Source organism: Candidatus Viridilinea mediisalina (genome assembly GCF_002532535.1).
GTDB lineage: Bacteria > Chloroflexota > Chloroflexia > Chloroflexales > Chloroflexaceae > Viridilinea > Viridilinea mediisalina.
Map to the genome: position 1 here is coordinate 48,758 of NZ_NQWI01000013.1, position 22,705 is coordinate 71,462.

At 57.4% G+C, this 22,705-nt stretch carries 14 protein-coding genes; 5 read left to right on the forward strand and 9 right to left on the reverse strand.

Translation table 11 applies throughout. The features are described 5' to 3' along the window. Positions 1 to 162: 162 nt before the first annotated feature. From CJ255_RS04665 to CJ255_RS23345, 4 genes are all read right to left on the reverse strand, one after another. The gene (locus tag CJ255_RS04665; RefSeq protein WP_097642930.1) at positions 163 to 942 is read right to left on the reverse strand and encodes a DUF5131 family protein; all 780 of its coding nucleotides are present in this window, start codon (positions 940 to 942) and stop codon (positions 163 to 165) included. Positions 943 to 1,599: 657 nt separating this feature from the next. After that, positions 1,600 to 2,535 (reverse strand): tellurite resistance TerB family protein, encoded by a 936-nt coding sequence (locus CJ255_RS04670; RefSeq protein ID WP_245863194.1) that lies wholly within the window; start codon positions 2,533 to 2,535, stop codon positions 1,600 to 1,602. Between the two features lie 3 nt (positions 2,536 to 2,538). Next, on the reverse strand, positions 2,539 to 4,686 hold the full coding sequence (locus CJ255_RS04675; protein ID WP_124681815.1) for a DUF6311 domain-containing protein: 2,148 nt from the start codon (positions 4,684 to 4,686) through the stop codon (positions 2,539 to 2,541). Between the two features lie 57 nt (positions 4,687 to 4,743). Next, a complete protein-coding gene (locus CJ255_RS23345; protein ID WP_097642932.1) occupies positions 4,744 to 7,497 on the reverse strand; it encodes a coiled-coil domain-containing protein in 2,754 nt (917 codons plus the stop codon). 154 nt (positions 7,498 to 7,651) lie between these two features. On the opposite strand from CJ255_RS23345, the gene CJ255_RS04685 reads away from it, so the two are divergent. The 3 genes from CJ255_RS04685 (at position 7,652) to CJ255_RS04695 (ending at position 11,169) form a co-directional block, all read left to right on the forward strand. After that, entirely contained in the window at positions 7,652 to 8,584 is a 933-nt protein-coding gene (locus CJ255_RS04685; RefSeq protein WP_097642933.1) for an apurinic/apyrimidinic endonuclease family protein, read from the forward strand. 72 nt (positions 8,585 to 8,656) lie between these two features. Then, positions 8,657 to 9,460, forward strand: a complete 804-nt coding sequence (locus CJ255_RS04690; protein ID WP_097642934.1) for a peptidylprolyl isomerase — start codon at positions 8,657 to 8,659, stop codon at positions 9,458 to 9,460. 17 nt (positions 9,461 to 9,477) lie between these two features. Then, on the forward strand, positions 9,478 to 11,169 hold the full coding sequence (locus CJ255_RS04695; protein WP_097642935.1) for a DUF6311 domain-containing protein: 1,692 nt from the start codon (positions 9,478 to 9,480) through the stop codon (positions 11,167 to 11,169). Here the strand turns inward: CJ255_RS04695 and CJ255_RS04700 are convergent, their stop codons facing one another. The 3 genes from CJ255_RS04700 to CJ255_RS04710 form a co-directional block, all read right to left on the reverse strand. Then, complete coding sequence (locus tag CJ255_RS04700) at positions 11,170 to 12,402, reverse strand: tetratricopeptide repeat protein (protein WP_097642936.1); 1,233 nt, start codon at positions 12,400 to 12,402, stop codon at positions 11,170 to 11,172. 449 nt (positions 12,403 to 12,851) lie between these two features. Further along, positions 12,852 to 14,033, reverse strand: coding sequence for an acetyl-CoA C-acyltransferase (locus tag CJ255_RS04705; RefSeq protein ID WP_097642937.1), 1,182 nt, complete (start codon positions 14,031 to 14,033; stop codon positions 12,852 to 12,854). A 186-nt stretch (positions 14,034 to 14,219) separates the two neighbouring features. Further along, entirely contained in the window at positions 14,220 to 16,637 is a 2,418-nt protein-coding gene (locus tag CJ255_RS04710) for a 3-hydroxyacyl-CoA dehydrogenase/enoyl-CoA hydratase family protein (RefSeq protein ID WP_097642938.1), read from the reverse strand. A 351-nt stretch (positions 16,638 to 16,988) separates the two neighbouring features. Here CJ255_RS04710 and CJ255_RS04715 point away from each other — a divergent pair, with 351 nt between their 5' ends. Then, positions 16,989 to 18,119, forward strand: a complete 1,131-nt coding sequence (locus CJ255_RS04715; protein ID WP_097642939.1) for a DNA adenine methylase — start codon at positions 16,989 to 16,991, stop codon at positions 18,117 to 18,119. A gap of 72 nt (positions 18,120 to 18,191) precedes the next feature. On the opposite strand, the gene CJ255_RS04720 is transcribed toward CJ255_RS04715, so the two are convergent. Together CJ255_RS04720 and CJ255_RS04725 are read right to left on the reverse strand one after the other, a co-directional pair. Further along, complete coding sequence (locus CJ255_RS04720) at positions 18,192 to 19,370, reverse strand: PAS domain-containing sensor histidine kinase (protein ID WP_097642940.1); 1,179 nt, start codon at positions 19,368 to 19,370, stop codon at positions 18,192 to 18,194. Positions 19,371 to 19,427: 57 nt separating this feature from the next. Continuing rightward, entirely contained in the window at positions 19,428 to 19,628 is a 201-nt protein-coding gene (locus tag CJ255_RS04725) for a hypothetical protein (RefSeq protein ID WP_097642941.1), read from the reverse strand. 183 nt (positions 19,629 to 19,811) lie between these two features. On the opposite strand from CJ255_RS04725, the gene CJ255_RS04730 reads away from it, so the two are divergent. After that, the gene (locus tag CJ255_RS04730) at positions 19,812 to 22,634 is read left to right on the forward strand and encodes a VWA domain-containing protein (RefSeq protein ID WP_097642942.1); all 2,823 of its coding nucleotides are present in this window, start codon (positions 19,812 to 19,814) and stop codon (positions 22,632 to 22,634) included. Positions 22,635 to 22,705: the final 71 nt, after the last annotated feature.

Below are 22,705 nucleotides of genomic sequence, written 5' to 3' on the forward strand. Positions count from 1 at the left end.
CATGCTTGAACAGGCCGCATGATCAAGAACGCTAAAACCCATTGGGACGCCATGTTCGACAATCTGCAATCTACAATCTACAATCTGCAATCTGCAATCTACAATCTGCAATCGTAAATGGTATGATACGCTCAAGGGCTTTGGTGCCGTGCAAAGGGCTGCTCAGGCAACTTCTCGCGTTTGCAGATCATCTGGCTCATGTTGAGGATACTCGTCCCAAGTACGCCCATCGAGCAGACGCCCCCCACGTTTTGGCGTCCGCCCGCCCCACTGCTTGAAGAAGAAGGCTGTCCCTGTTGCTTGGCACTGATCGCGCAGTTCACGCACCCAGGTGGGATCACACGGGCGGTGCGCGGGGCCACTCTCGCCGCCAGCGATAAGCCAGTGGATGCCAGTGAGATCAAGGGTTTGCAGCGAGCCAAGCAGCGGTTCGGCGCTGATGAAGCGAATGGCTGCGGGCACCTGACGTAGTTGCTCGGCGCGCCAGGTGTACTGCATCGTCTCAATCGAGACGCCCAGCCAGATGTGGGCGGGCCAGGTTGCGTTGCGGCCAGTGTGGTGTCGCAACTGTTCACTGATCTGTGGCACCATACGCACGAGACGTGCTGATCGCTTGGTCAACACCTGGAAGGTGTGCCAATGGGCCTGGGCCATAATCGCAAAGACTTGCAGAATGAAGGCATCGGGCACATCGCGATGGAAGAGATCCGACATCGAGTTGGTGAAAATGCGGCGCGGCTTCTTCCACTGGAGCGGGTACGTGAGGCGCTCTGGCCAGAGTTTTAGGTCAAAGCCTTGTTCGTAGGGATGGTTGGGTACGCCGCGAAACCGTTCGGCAAAGGTGCGCGCATAGCAGTGATCGCAGCCTGGCGAGACCTCGGTACATCCGGTCACCGGATTCCAGGTCGCATCAGTCCACTCGATGTCAGATTGCAGGCTCATGGGTGCTTACTAGAGAATAAACAAAGTTTCTATTCCTTCTCAAATATAATATTTCTCTCCCTTTTTTCTTCTGCCACATTTAGTGCAAATATATCGATCTGTATAGGCGTTCAAACCATCGTTATATATATCAGCAACTTCTTTAGAGTTGTAATATGGATCCCATTGATGATTGCACTCATCATGCGCGAGATGGTCTCGTGTACCGTTCCGCTCTTTAATCGCAATATATATAACTATTGTGATTACAGTGAGAAAGACAATAAATAGTATAGTGTTTGACATTGTTCCTCCGTGGATTAAGGGAAGCGGATGTTGTTGATTGCCTCGTTGCTTGGCCACCCTGAGCGAAGGTTCGTAGGAACGTTCCTGTTTGCGTCGTAGGTAGTGCCGACGTTAGTCGGCTTCCCATCGCTGGCAAAGACCTCAGCCGACTAACGTCGGCACTACGATGCCCGCCCATGGACTATTCAGCATAACAGGCTGCTGGGGTACTTAAAAATTTCTGCTTCCCTAACACCCTGTGGGATGCCATGTCCGGCAATCTGCAATCTACAATCTGCAATCTACAATCGTAACAAGAACGCTAACGCCCAGTGGGATGCCATGTTCGGCAATCTGCAATCTACAATCTGCAATCGTAAATGGTACTCCCCCCTACTCCCCCAGGGCACGCCGTTTCGCCTCAGCGAAGTTGCGCGATTCGAGGCGGATGCTGGTGGTGAGGCGGCTGATCTCGGCGCTCTCTTCGCTGGTGATTGGCCCATCGGCGGCGGCAACGGCGAAGAGTGCATCGAGAAAGCGTAGCCGCTCTTCAACGCTGGTGATCTGGGAAAATTCGTAGGTGAGAATGTAGGTGTCGAGGTTGCCATCGCTCTCAGTAATGGCCGCCTCGGCCACAATCTCGGCCCGCGTGCGATCCAATTCCCAACCTTGCATGAGCGCTTGCACCATCTTTTCGCGTTCCACGTCATCTACCCGGTCATTAACGCGGGCCACGGTGGCCATGATGCCGCCCGCGAGCGCCAGTTTCCGCGCCTCAATCGCGGGCACCCCTAAGCCTTCAGCGGGTGATTTCCCCAGGCGCACGCGCACCGCGTAGTAGACCCGGTTGTGCAGAAATTCTTCGAGGAATTCTTCGCGGTTGGGGCCATGAGCGCCACGCGGGGGCAAGCCGATGCTGCGCCTGAGTAGCGCACCTAGCCCGGAGAGTAGGCCCGCATCGGCGCGACTGAGCGCCGCCCGTACCTCTTCGGCCACCTTGCGCTCCTCCTCGGTATGGACACGATCGGCAGCCATCAGCCGATCAAGCGCACGCAGCGCCATATTGCGCTCCTCAGGCGTCTCCATGACGGCGGCCAACTCGGCCACAAGGCGGCGGCGCTCGGCGGTGCCCACCGGAGAATAGAGGTAGATATCCAACTCGGCCCAATCCTCCATGGTTAGCGCCATCTCGCCGTGGCCACCAGTCTGCCCAAGTTCAGCGAGGAGATTTTTGAGGCTATTGACCTCTTCATTGGCCAAATGGCCATCGGCCCACGCGGCTGCAATCACCACCTTGGCCAACGCCATCGCAATTGGTTGTTTCGTCATAAATTACTCTTCTACCCATAACGCAGTAATTGGAAAGCCGATCTGTCGGGAAGTATCAGGTTCAGCATGCGTGCTTGAACGCAACGTAAGCTGGGTTGCCCCGGAGGGTATGATGAAGACGAGGGTATAGTCACGTCGCGCCGGCAGGGTATCCCAGCGAGCGAGGAGTTCCTGGCCGGCCCAGAGTTCACTCCTGGATTCGTACTGGCCATCCACTGCAAGCTGGAGCCTGATGGTACGCGGTTGCTCGCTTGGATTGACGAGCCAAAGCCGATTCTCGGCTCCAGTCCAACGCCAGACCTGTGCGTCGTCGCGCTCCAGTTCATACCAATCGGGATCAAGCAAGATGAAGGGCCGACATGCAGTCGCAAAGAGTGGCAGTTGGTAGACAATGTAGCTACCATCATTATACGTAGGAGTGAGTGGCATGCCAGTTAGGGTTTTGAGGATTGCGCGCAAGGAGTGCAACTCTTCAGTGCTCATCGTTGCCCGATCCACAATCACATGGCGCAGGCGATAGTAGCACTGCATCGCACGCAAGCTCGTGGCATCAAAGGGGATAATATCATGCTTCCACGCTTGCAGCGATCCAATTTGACCAAGCAGCGGATTGTGGGTGAGCGTTGGGTAGGCTGGACGGCGTGCGACATAGCCGCCCAAGATGGGTTGTTGGTGTACAATTTGGTGGCGTAGCGCACGGCTGGTCCAGAGGGCTTCATAGGGAAGATCGGCAACAGCCCCTGGTTCCTGACGGATGTTTTCAAGGAAGGTTGGGGTCTTGAATTCATAGTGAATCCACGAACTGGGCCAGAGTTCAAGCATGGCAAGCGCAATCAGGCTGGTGAACAAGATGCTACGCATGGGTTGGTTGAGCTTCTGCAAGCTCTGTTGCAGACCAATGGCAGCAAAGATCATGAGCACAACGATGCACAATGCCGCGAAGTGGCTAGGGCGTCGCGCCACTGAGAGTAACGGCAACTCCTGCAGGATGGCATAGGGCATAGGGATGCCCAATTTGAAACCTGCGACCGTCAGGGTTGGGCCCAGCGAAAGCAGCCACATGCAGCCGCCAACAAACAACCAGCGCCAACGGAGTGCGCCTGCATACCAGACCCCAACGGCGGCCAAACTCAGCATGAGCCATCCCGCCCCCACATACCAGGCTTCAGCGCCATACTGCGGGGGCGTATGTGGCGTGAGCGCCTGAAGGATGCTGCGGTGCTCTTCAGGCGCTAAAAAGGGCCAGAGGGCGGGAAAGAAGAGCCCAAGCGCATCGGCAGAGAAGTGTTCATTCTCACCACGCCACCACTGCTCGCCTGCCACCGGGTTCAGTTGCAGACTCTCACGCACACTCCAGATGCCCAACAGCAGAGGAGTTGTCAGCATCAATGTATAGAAGACAAACCACCCATAGGCCCGCAACTGAGCCTGTGGGGCTGCGTGACGCACCAAGCCAAAACCCAACCAAGCCAGCGTAAAGAGCGCACAAGCGAAGACCCAGTACCAGTCGGTGAGCGCCACCAGCAACGCAAGCAGCGCAAGGAGCAAGGCAGAACGTTGATCACGTCGCTGGTCGAGCCAGATCAGGGCCAAGAGATAGAACACCATCCACTGCATACTCAGCAGATTCAGGTGGTTGCCCTGCAACTTCATCAGGTGGAAGGGGCTGGCGGTAAGGAGCGCCCCGGCGAAGAGCGGAACCGCCATGCTTGGCACAAAGGCCCGCGCCAGCAGAAAACCCGCATAGCCCGTCAGGGTCAGTGCGAGCAGAATGGCACAACTATAGGCCACTACCGGGCCAAAGGCATAGTGGATCGGCAAGACCGGCACAATCCCGGCGAGATTGAGGGTCTGAAAGTAGAACTGAACCCCTTCTGGATAGTAGAGCATGTCACTCCAGAAGGGGTTCTTGCCCTCAATGAGGGCGTGGCCAACCCACCAGACATTCCAGATATTCTGTGAGGCATCCTCAAAGGCAAAATTGCGACTCTCGTAGCCACCAATCACGAGGCTACCGGGGTGTGTAGCGAGTGGCCAGGTTAAGGCAACAGCGAGCCCAAGATAGAAGAGTAGTACCCCAAGATGGCGCATGAACGATGTTATACCAATGAGCCTTGAACATGCCGCATGATCAAGAACGCTAACGCCCATTGGGACGCCATGTTCGGCAATCTGCAATCTACAATCGTAAATGGTATTAGCCTTATTTTAGCGCCGACGGCCACCGCCGCCACCACGCCCAACGCGGCCACCGCCACCACTACGCCCGACGCGGCCACCGCCGCCGCCGCGACTGCCCCATGAGGAACTGCCGCTACTGCGGCTACTACTGCTGCCCCTACTGCTACTCCAACTGCTACTGCTACCCCAACCACCACTAGAGATCGGGCCAGGGCTGCTCATGCTGGGGGAGCTACGCGGGATGCGCCGACGCACGTTGGCACTCGCTTCGCGTGCCTCCCGTGCGATACGCTGAGCTAACGCTACGGTCTGTTCAAGGTTTGCTTGGCCGGTAATGGGCATACGGATCGCGTCAAAGCTGGCACGTGACTGCTGGAGCACTTGGACATCACTTGCAAGGGCGTGTGAACGGGCTTGGCGCACCATGCTTTCGCCCTCATCAAGCGCGCGTCGCGCGTCGGTCAGGTGTTTATTCAGTTCGGTACGCAACTGCTCAAGGCGTTGCACATCAGCGAAGGCCCGTTGGTAGACCCCCTCGCCCTCGCCTTGGATGCGGGCATAGAGGGCCAGCGCCTGCTCAAGAGCATCACGGCGCTGGTCTTCAATGCGCTCTTCAGCTTGACGCTCTAAGGCTTGGGCCTGTTCATGCTGCTGCACCAAGTTCTTCACTGCCGCTGTGGTTTCAGCCTGAATGTCTTGGCCGTGGAGCGTGACATATCTCGCAATCTTCGCAACCTCAGCGGTCGCAAGGGGGCGCAACTTGGCAATCTGCTGACGCATGCGATCCATGCTGACGGCTTCATCGCGGGCACCGGCGAGAGCCGCATCGGCGAGGCGGTCGGCGGCACTGGCCGCAACAGAGAGGCGCAGCCAGTCGGGTTTGTCCTGTTGAGCCTCGGTTTTAGCCTGATTGAGATACTGAGTTGCCTCGCGGATCTGCTGCTCAGGCTCTTGGCCGACATCGTCATCATTAGAACGCACAAACTCAATGGCATCGTTGAGGCTACGTTCAGCTTCAGCCAGCAACGCGGGAGCACCATCACGGGCTACTTCGATATCATTGAGGCGCGTAATGATCGCATCAACCAGTTGTTCAACAAACTCCAACTCAGCAGTAGCAGACTCCAAATGGTTACGGGCAGCAAGAAACTGTTGCTGCTCCATCGAATTGGCGGCAGCGGCCAATTCCCAATGTTCTTGGGCGCGATCAGCAGCGGCCTGAGCCTCAGTATCATTGCCACTAATATCGCTCCAACTGCTCTCAGCAAACTCATCTACCTGATCAAAGGCTGCAAGCCCCTCATCAATGCGGGCTGAAGTGGCTTCGCCCAAAGCCTCCACCTCAGCGAGGCGCTCTGCATTGGCGGCGCGCAACGCAGGAGCGCCACTGCCACTTGCAATCGCCTGCTGCAACAACTCCTCAGCCTTTTCAAGGTGGGGGGTTGCCTCGGCTGGGCCTTGACGCGACTTCAGGGCCGTAGCGGCGGCAGTGAGGGCAACCGCTCCGGCATCAATGGCTGCGTGGGAAGCATCAAGGCGATAGCCCTGCTCGACAACGGCGCTACCAGCGCTGCGTTCAGCGGCGAACTGCTGCATGATTGTACCGAGACGCTCGGCAACATGGCCAATCGCTTGGGCTAGTTCTGACGCTGCTTGGGCCGCTTGGGTGGCGGGGATGGCTTCATAGCGCTCCATCGCCGCCTCAGCGTGCGCCATCTGCTCATTGGCGGATTGGAGGGCAGCCGCCGGATTGGCCATAGCGTTGCCCAACGCCTCAAGCTGATTGGCAGCGTCAGTTAGGTCTTTTTTTGCGCGTTCAATTGCCTCCCGTGCCGCTTGGGCTTCGATGTCGAGTTTAGCCCGCAACTCCTCAATTGCGCGCATCTGCTCTTGCACCTGCTCGGCTTGGGTTTGCACCCCCTGGTAGCCTGCGGTCGCCTGTTCTAGCTGTTCATTGGTTGGCTGCTCACGGCGATTCAGCTCCTCGGCGGTTGTCTTGAAGCGATCCTGGACTTGGATAAAGGCTTGAGAGACTTGCGTCTGCATTACTCTGAGGCGATCAACATCGCCGGCAGCATAGGAGACGCGATCAAACTTAGCCTTCTCCTCCTGTGCGCGGAAGCGCATGCCCAAATTGGTAATCAGGGCACTCGCCTGCTCACGGGCATCTTTCAGTTGTTCTTCGAGCCTGGCCCGAACCTCAAGGGTCTGGCGTCTGCGCCGATAGGCATAGACCCCGCCGCCAGTAGCGGCAACACCACCGCCAACCAGGGCAGGCCAGAAGAAATCGTTGACGGTTACCCCGCCCGGCCTGGGTGGGTTCGCCGCAGCAGCTTCAAATGCCCCCAGGGTATTCACCACCGCAGCAGTAAAGTCGCCCACATCAAGTTTGGGATCAAGCACCGTTTGCCGAATAGCTTCGTGGTTATCATTCACTGCAAGAGCGGGATTCCACTGCGTTCCAAAGGCAAATTCACTCCAGCGATCACCAAGCTCATAGTAGATTGCCAGCCCATTGGAGCGAAAAGCACCATCGGGTGACTGCAAACCAGCAGCAACTAAGCGATCATCAAAGTCATAGACGCCATCGTTATCAACAATATAAATGGCAAGCATTGCGCCTCGGGCAAGCAATGGTTGCGCGGCGGCACGAACTGCGGCCTCGTCCAAGCGTCCATCGGGATCATCAATAAACAGGCTCCCCTGAGCCTGAACGAGGCTAGGCAGGGCCAAGAGCAGCAACAAACCTGCCACTGCGGCCCAACGGATGAGATAGCGCACTGCAAGACTCCTTCCCTGCCGGGCTACGAAGGATGCCACTTCTGAAGATTATAGCATGCCCAGCAGATTCAAGGAGCGCGGTAAGGCAAAGGCTTGCCTGTTTAAGCGATAGCGTGTATACTGTCTACACGATACCGACTAGATGGAGGGTGCAGTGATCCGACTCGGCTTTGCGGTGCGCGCCTTAGGGCGTCCGGGCTTGGTATGTGGCGGGCGTAGCGACCAGCAACACCTGAGTATCGCCCTGACTGGCTTGGGTGATATGGTGAGCTACCTGGGGCAGATTGGGGTAGGCTTCTACCGGGCGGCCTTCGTGTTGCCAGCAGAGCATGGGATGCGCCAAGTGGCCGACTGTAGTGATCTGCTTCGCATCCTGGCCAAGCGTTTAGCCGCAAACCATGTACGCATCAGCCTGCACCTGCCCACCAACTTGAGCCTAGCGAGCAGCGATGCAAGCCACGCAGCAGCGGCCAGCGCGATAATTGAGGCCACCGCAGTACTCCTAGCCGCCCTTGATGCGGCGCGCCCACCAGAGGTTATCGAGGGGATCATGGTGGTCCACTTGGCCGCCCCAAGTGGCGAGGCGCAGAGCTACCACCGTTTTGCCACGCGCTACCACGCGCTCTCAGCACAAGCGCGGCAGCGTCTGGCTATTGAGCATGGCAGCAGCGGCCCTAGTTTGGGCCAGTTGCTCATGCTGCACCAGCAGTGTGGCGTAGCCATTGTCTTCGATGCGCTGCATTGGGCCTTGCACAACCCTGAAGGCTTAACCCTCGACCTCGCCTTGGGTTTAGCCTTAGCCACATGGTCGCCCAGCGTCCGCCCCGAAGTGCATCTGAGTAGCCAACGGGGCGAAGCGCACCTCTTGCCCGCACGGGCAGGCCAAGCAGCCCGCATCCTCCCGCCCCGTCCTGGGCAACATGCCGACTATGTTGCGTTCAGCGATCTTGAGCGTCTCCTGCATGCCGCCCATGGGCTGCCCCCGTTTGACCTCATGCTCGAAGCGAAGGCGGGCGATCTCGCGCTGTTGCGCCTGCGCCACGAATTGGCCCAGCGTGCGCCTGCACTGGTGCAGCGGGTTGCATAATTGCTATATAATGCTTGCGCTTGTGCCACCCTTTGCACCTTCTATGCTGAATGTTACTGAAGAGGAAATCCGATGAGTTCACCACGTTCCAAAGGTCGTACTACTCCACCACCAAAGAGTCCCTTGCCAGGGATTATCTCAGCCTTAGTCGTAGTCGTGATCCTTGTTTTGCTGGGCGTCCTGCTCTTCAACCGGGCAAATGAGCAGACTGCCGCTGTGCCAACTCCGCTACCAGATACGCCCTTGGCCCCAGAGTCAGATGATCAGTTTGAGCTAGAGACGATCTCTGAACCGGAGTTACCGGCTGAACCTGCGATAGGCTCATTGCCCACGGCAACCAGCTACAACTTCCCAGGGCCACCGCCAATGAGCATCGATCCTGAACGGGAATACATTGCTACGATTATCACCCCACGCGGTGCGATTATCGTTGAGTTGTTGCCCGAAATTGCCCCGCAGACGGTGAACAACTTTGTCTTCTTGGCCAACAACAACTTCTACAATGGCTTGACTTGGCACCGGGTGCTGCCCAACTTCATGGCCCAAGGGGGCGATCCGCTTGGCGACGGGACGGGCGGGCCGGGCTATAGCATTCCGGCTGAGTTTACCGACGAGATCCTCTTTGATCAGCCGGGCCTGGTGGCAATGGCCCGTTCGACTGATCCTGATAGTGCCGGTTCGCAGTTCTTCATCACCACTGATGTAACCCCTTGGCTCAATGATGAGACGGGCATGCGGACCAACTACACCATTTTCGGGCGGGTGATCGAGGGACAAGCGATTGTTGACGGTATTCCGCTACGCGATCCCATGAACCCGGCTGATGCAGCCCGACCCGGCGAGATGATTCTTGGCATCACCATTGATGAGCAATAGCCGGTATGCTGCGATCCATGTTATCTAGCTTCGTGCGCGTGTTGCGGCGTGATGCCTTCGTACTGCTCTGGTATGTAGGCCTGGCCCTCGTAGCAATGCAGTCGGTCTTGCCGCAGCCGCGCGAGCTGATCTTAGGTGATCTTGGCGACAATATTCATTATGTCTATATGGTGGGCTGGTCGGCTCAGGCATTCCTGCTAGACGCATCGCCCTTTATCGATCCACGCTTAAACTACCCTGACGGCCTGCCCCTCTCATCGAACGACTGGCCTTATCTAAGTTACTTGCTGCTGGCACCCGCAACCCTGGTGCTTGGGCCGGTATTTGGCTATAACCTCGCCATCTTCTTTAGCCACCTGCTTTCGGGCTACTTTACCTACCTCTGGGCCCACCGGCTTACCGGCAGTCGCCTTGCCGCGCTCTTTGCCGGTACGGCTTTTATGTTAACCCCCTTTCGCCTGCTGCGCAGCCTTGGTCATGCCAACATTGTCACGACCCAGATGCTACCGATCTTCTTCTGGGCGCTCGATCACTGTCTGAACACACGGGCCAAGCGGGAGCGTTCGCTCTGGTTCTTAGGCATCGCTACCGCCCTATTGGCGAGTTCGTCCCAATACCTGCTGATCATGAGCCTGGTGTGTGGTGCGCTCTATGCGCTCTACGCGATTCTGCCGGATGTGCGTTTTCTGCTGCTGCATGGTTGGCGCATTGCGGCAAGTGTATTGCTTGGCACGCTTGTGGGCGCACTTCCATCGTTGAGCGTCTTGGGGGCCAACACCTTCACACCATTTGCGGTTGGACGAACGCGCATATGGTCGGCTGACCCACTAAACTTTTTGCTGCCCTCAAGCCTGCACCCGCTCTGGGGTGATTGGGTGGAACGGCTGCGCCCTGAACCCTATGCCGGTGAAAAGACGCTCTATGTGAGTCTTGTGGCACTGCTGCTCGCTGGAATCGGCTTCTGGAGGCTCATGCGCGAAGCACAGGGACGACGCCGCGCCTTCGTCTGGGGGGCCACGGCGCTCTCCGCACTGGTCTTTGCGCTCGGTACGGACCTTTGGATCAACAACGAACCGCTCCAGCGCAATGATCCCTTCTGGTTACCTGCGTACTACTTGGCACACCTGCCTGGCTTGGGCATGATGCGTGTCTGGTCGCGCTTTGGGATCATTACGATCCTCTTTGTTGCCATGTTTGCCGCCTTTGGGCTACGCTACCTCTTGGCCCGCGAGCGTAACCTATGGCGACAACGCATACTCGCTACGCTAGTTTTTGGCTTGCTGCTGCTCGATCTCATGCCAGGGCCGCTACCTGCAAGCGCCCTCGGACCACGCAGCATCGATCACTGGCTCGCAGCTCAAGAGGGCGACTTTGCGGTAGCCTTTTTGCCCGTAGATAAACCCCTGATCAACGATCTAGCCATCTTTGGTTCGCTCTTCCACGCCAAACAACTCCCCGCCTACATGCATGCCGCGCATCAACCACGGGCCTATCAGGATTTTGCAGCAATGGCGTTGAACTTTCCTGATCAGCGTTCGGTTGACTATTTCGCATGGCGCAAGTTCACCTATCTGATCCTCGACACCAACGAATACAATGGTTGGCGTGCGCCCGCATGGGCCGAGGTTGAACAACGCCTCGCGGAATTTCCTGAGTTGCGCCGGGTTGCAGAGGTAGAAGCGTTTGTGGTGCTTGCGTTTGAGCAATGATCAGCGCCCAATCACATTGACGCGCCGGTGGCTCCGCGTATAGTAGCGTACCTGCCGGGGCAAATTGGGGTCTAGGGGGGTATCTTGCACAGCCTTCACGATCGTCTTGGTCGCTTGGGCGATACATTGGCGCACATAGTCGGGCGAGGCGCCATCGGCGCGCAAGCGTCGCAGTTCGCCTTCCCAGGGGACACTACAGACACCACGGGCAGCGATGCCCACGAGGTCGGGCATCAGCTTGCTATGGCGCAACCAATTGAGGCCCAGACAAAAGGCGGTGGCTTGGCAGGGCAGATGTTCAACTGTACGCAGCAACAGTTCAGCTTCGCGTGCCACAGCAAAGACCAGGAGAATCCGGTCGCTCTCGCCCAACTGCTCGGCGGTACGGACAGGTAGCTCAAGGAGTTCGGCAAGCGCAACCACCAATGGGCGGGCAAGCGTATCAGCGGCAACAATCGCCGTAAAGTGCCAATTGGCACTCGCCGCCAAGGCCAAGAGGCGCTGGATCGTAGTCGCAATATCCGGGTAGGTAAAGTGAAAATCCTGCGTCTCACTCAACTGCAAGCCATCATCAGCGGCTGAACCCAAATAGATCACGCCCTCGTCGGCATAGAGTTGGTCTTTGACCGTATTGACTTGACGAAATTCACGGTAGCGTTCAACGGTATTGATGTTATCAATCACTTCAGCCTGAGCATAGGGCGAGCCAGCAAGCAGCAATGAGCGTCCAAATGCGGCTACGGCTTCATCGTAGCGCCGCATGCCCAGCAAAGAGCGCCCAAGCAGATTATGCACCTCCCAATCTTCGGGGTAACTCTCCAAGGGCAACTGCAAATGGTTGATTGCATCGCTATACTCACCACGGCTCAGATAGATCAAACTTAACTCAAAGTGGGTCGCCGAATCCTCCGGTGCAAGACTCAAACATTGGGCAAAAGCGGTCAGGGCCTCATCGTACCGTTCCAATTCAACCAAGACATACCCGAGATTAAAATAGGCCAAGAAGTCACCATCAAGGCTCGCAACCGTACGAAACGATTCCGCAGCCTTGGCCAGCAAACCATTGCGTTGGTAGTAGAAACCAAGCGCATTGTGGGCCTCGCGCAGATGCGGGTTACACGCAATTGCCTCACGGTACTGTTGTACCGCCTCAGCAACGCGATTAGCCCGCTCAAAGGCGAGCCCACGCTGGAGGTGGCGTAGTCCTTCGGCACGCTTTTGGTCGTTGACCATCGCCTGCCTCCTTCCAGAAGTTGTCTACCATGTACAAAGCATATGCGGGTGTTCAATCTATCCCGTTCGGTAGCGGGAACATGCAAGGGCACCTGAGACCCTCGTACACCCTACATATCAATCATAGCATGAAATAGTTTGCCATGCAAAGAAAGAAGCAATAACAAGGGTTACGTCAACGTCGTTGGGGCTACGCCCCAAACCCACTTTTTTGTTGCTGTTTGGCGGCTTCGCCGCCAAACAGCAACAAAAAAGATTGTTAGCGCGAAGAAGCCTTGGGTTGGTATCCAACGCGCCGCTGGCTGAGCCTGTCGAAGCCAAGCGGCGCGGCCCAGGACTTTTTCGCGCTAACAAAAGATTGGGGGGTGACCAAAATATGTGGGGAGCCAGCGTCGCGGTGGCGCGGCAATCTCCAATCTCCAATCTCCAATCTCCAATCTCCAATCGTACTACCCCAAGCGTTCAAAGATGCCCGCTGCCCCCATGCCTCCGCCAATGCACATGCTTACCAGCCCGTAGCGCCCGCCGCGCCGCTCGAGTTCGTCGAGCAGTTGCACGGTCAGTTTGGCTCCCGTGCAGCCCAAGGGGTGGCCCAGCGCTATCGCTCCACCGTTGACGTTGACTTTGGCAAGGTCAAGGCCCAATGCGCGCACGACAGCTAACGCTTGGGCCGCAAAGGCTTCGTTCAGTTCGATCAGGTCTATGTCGCTCACGCTGAGCCCGGCGAGCTTGAGCGCCTTGGGGATGGCAACGACCGGCCCGATGCCCATGACCTCCGGGGCGACGCCGCCTACCGCGAAGCTGATGAAGCGTGCCTTTGGTTTCAGACCAAGCGCCTCGGCTTTGGCCCGGCTCATCACGACAACAGCCGCCGCCCCGTCGCTCATCTGCGAGCTGTTGCCCGCTGTGACGCTGCCCTTCATGGCGAAGGCGGGCTTGAGCCGCCCTAACGCCTCGAGCGATGTGTCGGCGCGTGGCCCTTCGTCGTGGCTCAAGCTGCGCGTCTGGCGCTGGGCCTGGCCCTCAAGCAGTTCGGTCACCTCAAAGCTAAGAGGCACAATCCCAGCCTCAAATGCGCCCTCCGCTTGGGCCCGGAGCGCATTCTGGTGCGAACGCAACGCAAAGGCATCCTGGTCTTCACGGCTGATCTTATGCTCGCGTGCCACCTGCTCGGCGGTGAGGCCCATGCCCATGTAGACCGCCGGATCATGCATGGCTAGATGGGGGTTGGGGGCGAATTTGTGGCCCCCCATGGGCACCATGCTCATGCTCTCGGCCCCACCAGCAATGATGACCTCGGCCTGTCCCGCGATGATCTGTTGGGCCGCACTGGCAATCGTCTGCAAGCCAGAGGCGCAGAAGCGGTTGATGGTCATGCCACAGACACTGTCGGGCAGCCCGGCCCGTTGGGCCGCAATGCGTGCCAGATTGAGCCCCTGTTCAGCTTCGGGCATAGCGCAGCCCAGCAGCACATCTTCCACTTCGTGCGCATCCAAGCCGGGTACCCGCTCCAATGCCGCCTTGATCACCGCCGCCGCCAACTCATCGGGGCGCACAGTACGTAGACTTCCTTTGGGCGCTTTACCAACAGCGGTGCGCGCCCCAGAGACAATCACAGCTTCGTGTGTCATGGTATATCCTTGATATGAAGAAGAATAGGGGAACAGGGGAACAGGGGAACAGGAGAACAGGAGAACAGGAGAACAGGAGAACAGGAGAACAGGAGAACAGGAGAAAAGATCGCTTCGTATGGATAATATCCCACCCTACTCTGTGTCCTCGGTGCCTCTGTGGTTCAATCCTCGCTACATCTTCCCCTAGTTACGCAACGGCTTGCCGTGTTCCAACATGTGCTTGGCACGCGCCATGGTGCGCTCGTCACGCAACAGACTGACGATGGTCTCCAGTTCGAGGCGCATGATGTAGGACTCATCTACCCACTGGGGGCTGCTCAGTTCGCCGCCGCAGAGGACGTAGGCGATCTTTTCGGCAATCACCGCGTCGTACTCGGTGGCGTAGCCGCCCTGACGCATCTGGTGGATGGCGATGCGTGCAGCCGCAAGCCCATCGCGCCCCAGTGCGTAGCAGTTGCGCTCGGTCGCCGGGGGTTGGTAGCCCGAACTGGCGAGACGCAACACTTCGCGCTTCGCTTCGCCCAACAGGTAGTCTTGGTTGAAAACAACGGTATCACTGGGGCGCAAAAAGCCTAAGTCTTTGGCTTCGAGGGCACTCGTGGCGATCTTGACCAGCGCGATGGTCTCGAAGACCTGTTGGAAGGCTTTGAGCGTGTCGCCGTTGTTGCGCGCCGCTGCACCAATGATGCGCCGGTTGAGCTCTTTGCAGCCGCCCCAGGCGGGCAGCAGCCCCACCGCAAACTCCGGCAGGCCGATGTAGGTCTCGGCAGCCGCCACAGAAGCCGTGCCGGTAATAGCCAGTTCGGTGCCGCCGCCCAGGGTTTGGCCGAAGGGCGCAGTGACCACCGGCTTAGGGCTGAAGCGTAGCTTGAGATAGGCATGTTGCACGAGCCCAACCAGTTCAGTGAGGTCGTCCCATGCGCCCGCTTCCACCGCCGCGCCAAAGTCGTTCAGATCGGCCCCCGCCGAGAAGCGTGGCCCCTGATTGCCCACCACGAGGCCCACCCAGCGATCCTGTTTCAGCTCCTCCACCGCAGCGAGCAGCATCTCGATCACCGGGCCACCAATGGTGTTGGCCTTAGAATGGAGTTCAAGGCAGAGCACGCCGTCGCCCAGGTCAACCAGACTAGCCCCCTTATTGCCTTGTACAAGCTTGCCCGCCGCTTTGAGTGCGGCAAGATCAAGCTCACGGGGATCGCGTTCGCGGGCCACATACTGGCCGGTAGTCACATTGTAGGCAGCGCCAGCTTTATAGAAACCGGCATCACCCTTGGCGATCAGATCATCCACCCATGCGGGCACCGCCAGCCCCTGCGAGCGCATCAGGTCGGCCCCTTCAGCCACGCCGAGCGCATCCCAGATCTGGAAGGGGCCAAGCTGATGGGCAAACCCCCAACGCACAGCATTGTCTACATCGGCGACACTATCGGCAATCTCGGGCAGGCGGCGGGCGGCATAGGCCATCATGGGCAACAGGGCCAGGCTGACAATCGTAGCGGCGCGATCATCGGGCTGTTCAGCGGCACGACGCAGCATAAAGCGCAGGCGTTCGGGCAGATCCTTGATCTGCTTGGCCGCTGCGATGAATTCATCAACCGCTGCGGTGCCTTGCAGCGGCGCATGGGTCAACGTCTGCAGATCGAGAGGCCGAAACTCACGCTTACCGCCCTCCTTAAACTCCTTATAGAAACCCTGACCGACCTTCTTGCCCAACAACCCCGCATTGGTCATCTGGGTTAGCAGATCGCTCTCCCTATAGACCCCTCGGCTCTCATCGTCGGGGATGGCATCATAGAGATTGAGCGTAATATAGTGCATCACATCCACACCAACCTGATCGAGCAGGCGGAAGGTGGCGGTATTAGGGCGACCCAGCAGCGCGCCCGTGAGCGCATCAACCTCTTCGATGCGATAGCCCTGCTGCATAGCGGCATTGAGCAACACCTGGCCAGCGTAGCAGAAGATGCGATTGCCCACAAAATTGGGGCGATCCTTACAGAGCACCACACCCTTGCCGAGCGCATCTTCCGCAAAGCGGCGGAACTCAGCCACCAGCGCGGGATCGCTTTCAGCACCGGGAATAAGTTCCAGAAGCTTCAAATAGCGAGGCGGATTAAAAAAGTGCGCTCCAAAAAAGTGCGCCTTAAACTCAGGGCTACGCCCTTCAGCAATAAGCGCAATCGGAATCCCGGAGGTATTGGTCGTCACAAACGCACCCGGCTTACGCACACGCTCAATCCGCTCCATCAGCGCCTGCTTCGGGCCAAGCTGCTCAATAATCACCTCAACGATCCAATCACAATCGGCCAGCAGCTCAAAATCATCCTCCGTCGTACCAAGCGTAATCAAATCCGCACTCTGAGCATGCAAGAGGTTCGCTGGACGCGCAGTACGCATGCGCTCAAAACCAGCCTGCACGATGCGCCGCCGCACCGCAGGATGTTGCAACGTCAAGCCCTGCGCCTCTTCCTCGGGCGTCAGCGTAGCAGGAGGCACATCGAGCAACACAACAGGCCGACCAGTGCCTGCAACGAGGCCAGCAATGGCCGCACCCATAGTTCCAGCGCCAATCACAGCAACACGCTTGATCCGGTGGTGCATAAGGTCCTCCTTGACCATATCGTAAACATTAGGGCGATTACGCGATGCGTTATGGGTATGATACCACAGTTTTTATACCATTTACGATTGCAGATTGCAGATTTCAGATTGCCGAACATGGCGTCCCAATGAGTTGTAGCGTTCTTGTGTATGGGACATGTTCAACGGTAATTGGCATGATCTCATTCAGAACATCAAGTGCTTTGCAGATTTTAAATTCATAGTTTATCATAAAGAAATAGTTTGAGGGTACGTTACAGTCTTGAGACATCCAAGGCGTTCTGAAGCCTCAGCCCTATTTCCTATTCTCTGTATCCTTTCCGAGAAACTACGATGCAACCTGCCCTACCCATGTCCCAAGAAGAAGATCCAAAGTATCTACAACGTGAATTAATTACCTGTATTGGCAATAAAAGAGGACTACTTCCTTTCATTAACGAAGGCGTAACATTAGTAAAAGAGAGATTAGGAAAAGAAAAGTTGATTTTTGTAGATCTCTTTTCAGGAAGTGGTGTCGTTTCAAGATTTATGAAAGCTCATGCTGAGCGCATTATTGCGAATGATCTAGAGCTATACGCAAACGTTGTCAACGCTTGCTATCTTACCAACAGAAGCGACGTGGACTGGGAGCAGCTTCGTTATTATAGTGACTGGCTTAAGCGAGCTATCGCGAACGATTGGCGAAGAGGATTTATTGCAGAGTTGTATGCTCCGCTTGATGACTCAAATATAGCACCCGGCGAGCGAGTCTTTTATACAAGAAGAAATGCGGAGTATATTGATACGGCAAGACAGCATATTAGCAACATCCCCGTCCACCTTCAACACTTCTTTCTGGCATCTCTTATCGTGAAAGCCTCTATCCACAATAATACGGGAGGTGTCTTCAAGGGTTTTTACAAAAACAGACAAGGTCTAGGGGCATTTGGTGGCGAAGGCTCACACGCACTGACCCGTATTTTAGGCGAGATACAAATAGATCTGCCTGTTTTATCTCAATTTGAGTGTCATGTTCACGTTACCCAAGAAGATGCTGTTCAATTTGGTGACCATTGGCTTGATAGTTTCGATCTTGTTTATATAGATCCACCGTACAACCAGCATCCATACGGATCGAATTATTTCATGCTTAATCTCATTGCGACCTATGAGCGGCCTGTTTCATATAGCAACGTGAGCGGCATCCCGAATAACTGGACGAGAAGTCCTTTCAATAAACCGCAATTGGCCAAGCAAGCACTGCTTTCCATTATCAGTAAGATCAAAACGAAGTATTTCCTTATATCTTATAATAGTGAGGGCTTTGTACAAAAAGATGAGTTCATAGCTGATTTACGAAAATTTGGTGTTCTTACCATACTGGAATCACAGTATAACACCTATAGAGCAAGTCGCAATCTTGTTCAGCGTAATCAATATGTTACAGAATATTTGTTTCTTTTAGAAACAAACCCTACCCACCTCAATCCCAATTACCCTTGAACATACCGCATTATCAAGAACGCTAATGCCCATTGGGACGCCATGTTCGGCAATCTACAATCTACAATGGTATCACTCACCCAACGGCAACTCCGCAATAATATGGGTACCCATGCCAAGTGCGGCTTCGATGGTGATCGTGCCGCCAATCAGTTGTACGCGCTCCTGCATGCCGCTTAAGCCGCCGGTGTATTTGTTGGTACGTACTTCTTCCAGATCAAAACCTTGGCCCATATCGTCTACGCGCAGCATCAGCCGCTGATCGTTAGCAATGAGACGTACTGTGGCGGCTTGAACTTCAGCGTGGCGGGCGACGTTGGTCAATGCTTCCTGGATAATACGATAGGCAACCGTCTCCACTTCGGAAGTAAAGCGTCGGTTGAGACCGTAGTGGCGCAGATCGATCTGGATTCCCGTGCGTGGGATGTAGCGTTCGAGGAACCAGCCCAAGGCGGGCAGAAGGCCCATGTCGTCGAGTAGCGCCGGGCGCAAGTCGAGTGAAAGGTCGCGCACGCGCCCCATCAACTCGGTGAGCGAACCTTGAGCCTCGTTGAGGGGGGCAGCAAGCTCGGGCGGCGCATTGAGCGTTGCGGCAGCCAACGAGAGCTTCAGGCCGGTCAAGACCTGCCCAACCTCATCGTGCAGTTCGCGGGCTATGTGGCGTCGTTCGCGCTCGTGGGCCTCAACCAGGCGGCGCGAGAGGTGCTGGAGTTGGTCGCTGGAGGTGCGGAGTTCCGCTTCGGTCTGGTAGCGGGCACTGACATCGAGCCAAGCCATACAGACGCCACCAATTGATCCACAAGCCTGGCGGATGGGCACATAACTCACCGCAATCCAGAGCGGTACATTCGGAGTACCAAGGTTCATTTCGGTATGGATAGACTCACCGGCAAGGGCACGCTGCATCATTGCGAAGCGGGTGGCTTTCGCCTCAGCGATCATATAGTCGCCAACCGGACGCCCGGCGCGCAAGATCAGCCCAGTGCGCTTCATGATCTCAGCTTCAGCAATGTGGTTCCATTGTAGCAGCCGCAACTCGGTATCAACCAGAATATAAGCTTGGCTCGTTGCGGATAAAACCGCCTCTAGGTGGGACTCCACCGTAGCCAGTCTAGCCACAGCCTGACTACGCACCAGATCTTCACTCAAGGTGCGGAGATAGGCCAGATCATGCTCCAGCGCGGCAATACGCGCCTCCAGCGCGGCAACACGCAACACCGGCGCAACGGAGTGATCAAAGCGTGACGCCATCACGCAAACTCCCGCTTGTGCGTCCAAGGCATAGCTACTACGTTTCAGTCTGTTGGCTTAACCATACGATAATGCTGTAGCTAAGGGGTTGAGGTGCCCCAAGTAGTCGCGCCAATACCATGTACGATTGTAGATTGTAGATTGCCAAACATGGCGTCCCAATGGGCGTGAGCGTTCTTGATCATGCGGCATGCTCAAGGGTAACTGGTGTAAGTGATTCAATTGTACCACTTGGTATCGAAAATCGTCGCGCGCCATAGGGATTACCTTACACGATACCGCTATACGATAGCGGTAGTATAGCTCAAGTTTTCTTGTCTGTCAAGAAGTTGCCATGCGAACCCAAGTAATGCTACAGTCATGCTACGATACGTTCTGTTCCCCAGTTCTCTGTTCCCCAGTTCTCTGTTCCCCAGTTCTCTGTTCTCCGGTTCCCCCGCTATGCTCTCCCTATCCTTCATCTATCCCCTAGTGTTGCTGTTGCTCTTGCTAGTGCCGCTCTTCTGGCTCTTGGCTTGGGCTCTGCGTGAGCACTATGTGTGGCGCTTGGGGCGGCGGCGCTATCTGTTGCTGTTGGCGTTGCGCTCAACTATGCTGGTGGCGCTGGTGTTGGCGCTGGCGGGGGCGCAGTTGGTGCGGGCAGTGGACGAGACAGCGGTAGTCTTTTTGCTCGATGGCAGCGATTCGTTTGCGCCTGCACAACGTGAACAGGCGCTGGCATATGTGAATGAGGCGTTGGCCGCAGCAGACCCCAGCGACCGTGCGGCTCTCGTGGTCTTTGGCGAGCGCCCTGCGGTGGAACGGGCCGCTGGGCCGCCCACTCCAGTGACGCGCCTGACTTCACTGGTCAGCGGTAGTCGCACCGATATTGCCGAGGCGCTTCAGTTGGGTTTGGCGCTGTTGCCCGCTGATGCCCAAAAGCGGGTGGTGCTGCTCTCTGATGGCGAAGAGAACCAAGGGCGTGCCCGTGAGATGGCACGGCTTTTGGCGCTACGCGGCGTGCCCATTGAGGTGGTGCCCCTCGCTGCTGAACATGGCCCCGATCTGGTGCTGGCCAGCCTTGAGGCCCCGGCAAGTGCCCGCGAGGGCCAACAGATTCCGCTGCGGGTGCAGCTTGAGAGTAGCATGGCGGGTGTGGCACAGCTTGAAGTCTTTGCCGATGGTGAACTGGTGGCGACTGAGGAGTTGCAGGTGGAACGTGGCGCTACGAGCTTTAGTTTCAGTCTGCCTGCTGGTGAGGCGGGCTTTCGGCGCTTTAGCGCCCGCGTGGCGGCCCCCTTTGATACCCAGCCGCTCAATAATCAAGCCTCTGCCTTTACTCAGGTTGAGGGGCCGCCACGCATTCTCTTGGTTGCCAGTGAGCCTGAACGCGCCGCGCCACTGTTGGGCGCACTTGAGGCGGCGGAGTTGCGTGTGCAGAGCGTGCCGCCCGACCAGGTGCCGCGTGATGCCGTCATGCTGCGGCAGTATGATGGGGTGATCCTCGTTGATCTGCCCGCGACCCGCATGCCGATGGTAACCCAACGCGCCTTAGCGACCTATGTGCGCGATCTGGGCGGCGGTTTGGCAATGATTGGCGGCGCTGAGTCTTTTGGCGCGGGCGCATGGCGGCGCACGCCTGTGGCTGAGTTGCTGCCGGTTGAACTCGATCCGCCTGCCGATGAGCAGCGCCCCGATGTGGCCTTGGCCCTCGTGATTGACCGCAGTGGCAGTATGGCGGAAATGGTGAGCGCCGGGCAAAATCGGCTCGATCTGGCCAAAGAGGCGGTCTTTTTGGCCGCCCGTGGCCTCGCCCAGATTGACCAGATCGGCATCTTTGTCTTTGATGAATTTGCCCAGACGATCATGCCCATCCAGCCACTCCCCGATCTCTTTACACTTGAGGATTTTATTGGGCGGATTAGTCTTGGTGGGGGTACCAACATTCGCGCTGGGATCGAATTGGGTGCTCAGGCGTTGGCTGCAAGTGATGCGCGCATCAAGCATCTCATTCTGCTGACCGATGGGATTGATAATAGTAACTATGCCGATCTGGTTGAGGCAATGCGTGCCGATAATACGACGGTGAGTTTTATTTCGATTGGTACCCATACCAATCAGAGCTTGGAACGGCTGGCGGAGCGGGGTGGGGGGAGTTTCTACCGTGTGACCGATGCTCAAGCGGTGCCGTCCATCTTTTTGAACGAGACGGTACGCATTGCCGGACGCGATCTGGTGGAGGAGCCCTTCTTTCCTTTGCTGCTGCTCGATGCGCCGCCGCTGCGTGGTCTTGGGCCATTGCCGCCGCTCTATGGCTACAATGTGAGCGAGGCGCGTGCAACGGCGCGCACGCTGTTGAGCGCCCCTGATGGGGCACCGATCTTGGCGCTCTGGCAGGTAGGCTTGGGGCGTAGTCTGGCCTGGACAAGCGATCTGAAGGGCCAATGGGCACGCGATTGGCTCACCTGGCCCGGCTTTGGCGCCTTTGCTGCGGGGCTCGCCGATGCGCTGCTCGCGCCCCCTGCAGCCGGGCGCTTGAGCCTTGAGTTGCGTAGCGATGGCCCCGATGCCCTGCTTGATCTGATGGTCTTTGACAGCGATGGGCGGCCAAGTCGTGCTGCGGCGTTGCATGGCCGCCTCCTTGATCCAGCGGAGCGGGCGCTTGAGCTTGAGTTTCGCGCCGTGGCTCTTGGGCGCTACCGTGCCGTGGCCCCCGCCGCCAATCCTGGAGCCTACTTGGCGCAGATTCTCGCCTTTGATGAAACCGGCACAGCCTTTGGTAGTGTGAGTGGCGGCCTTGTGGTCAGCTATTCACCCGAATACCGCCCCATCGTCTCGGGCGAGGCGCTGCTCAGCGATCTAGCGGCACTCACTGGAGGGCGCATCAACCCGCCCGCCGCGAGCCTCTTTGCCAGTGCGGGGCAGCAGGTGGGCCGGGTACGTGACATTGCTATGCCGCTGCTCTGGCTCTGTTTGGTGCTGCTGCCATTGGACATTGCGCTACGGCGGCTCTTCCTGCGCCCCCGCGAACTTCTGCCCGCGTGGCATAGGCGTAAAAGAAGCCAGCCTGAGCAGCCCGAACCATTGCTACAACGGCTCCATGCCGCCCGCGAACGCACCCGCCGCCCGTCGGCAGGCAACGCCACCTCCGCACCCGCTCCACCACCAAGCCCACCACCAACGACAGCGCAAGAGGCAACAGAGCCAACGTCAAGCCCTGTCTCGGCAGAAGAGCGCATGGCCCGCCTCTTGGCGACACGGCGGCAGCGCGGAGGAAAGTCGTAGTGCCGACTTTAGTCGGCATCCGGGGGGGGTGTCGGCGACCTCAGCCGACTAAAGTCGGCACTACCTAACCA